This is a genomic window from Paenisporosarcina sp. TG-14 (assembly GCF_000297555.1).
Classification (GTDB): Bacteria; Bacillota; Bacilli; order Bacillales_A; family Planococcaceae; genus Paenisporosarcina; species Paenisporosarcina antarctica.
Genome location: NZ_AMGD01000122.1, coordinates 1 through 918, shown reverse-complemented (window position 1 = coordinate 918; position 918 = coordinate 1). Strand labels below are relative to the sequence as shown.

Here is a 918-nt window from a genome sequence, read left to right as displayed (position 1 = left end):
GATCCTACACCATTTACTTTATTAATATCAGTTTCTAATTTACTCACTTCGTCTTCTTCAGCAGTAAGTTCAACTAATACTTTTATTTCAACATCCTTCTCTAAATCATCTGCTACTTTATTTAAATTCATCATGATCATGACGAATACGCCAACTAAAAGTAAAGTTACTGTCACAGCGCTTGCTGATGCAAAAGTCATCCAGCCATTTCGACTTAAACTTTTGAAACTTTCACGGAAATGACGTCCTACAGTTCTAAATTTCATAACCGTAGTCACCTCCAAGTTCATCACGAACAACGAGTCCACCTTCAACTGCGATAACTCGATGTTTAATGGTGTTTACTATTTCCTTGTTATGAGTTGCCATAATAATGGTTGTGCCTCGACGATTTATTTCTTCAAATAAATTCATAATATCCAATGCAGTTTCGGGATCTAAGTTACCCGTAGGCTCGTCTGCAATCATCACTTTTGGTGTATTCACAATAGATCGTGCAATCGAGACACGCTGCTGTTCACCGCCTGAGATTTCAGTTGGGAACATACGAGCTTTATGTTTAAGTCCTACTAAATCTAATACTTCCATTACACGTTTTCTAATGACTTTTTGTGGTTGTTCAATCACTTCTAAAGCAAAAGCTACGTTTTCGTAAACATTTAAGAGAGGCAATAATTTGAAATCTTGAAAGACAACGCCTATTTGACGTCTTAAAAGTGGTACTCGTTTTGACTTTAACTTTGCTAAATTAATTCCGTTTACAACTATATCTCCGCTCGTTTGTCGCTCTTCTCTATACATCATTTTGATGAATGTCGTTTTACCAGCCCCACTCGGACCCACAACATAAACAAATTCACCTTGTTTAATTTCTATATTAATTCCATTTAAAGCAACAATACCGTTCGGATATTTCTT

General features: G+C 35.9%; 1 protein-coding gene and 1 pseudogene. Both read right to left on the bottom strand.

The window, feature by feature from the left end; translation table 11 throughout:
- Positions 1-266, bottom strand: a pseudogene (locus tag C406_RS0119010) (permease-like cell division protein FtsX); the annotation flags it as partial.
- Positions 256-918, bottom strand: a 663-nt coding sequence (gene ftsE / locus C406_RS0119005; RefSeq protein WP_017382218.1) for a cell division ATP-binding protein FtsE, incomplete at its 5' end; no start/stop codon positions are given. The gene ftsE and the pseudogene C406_RS0119010, both read right to left, overlap by 11 nt.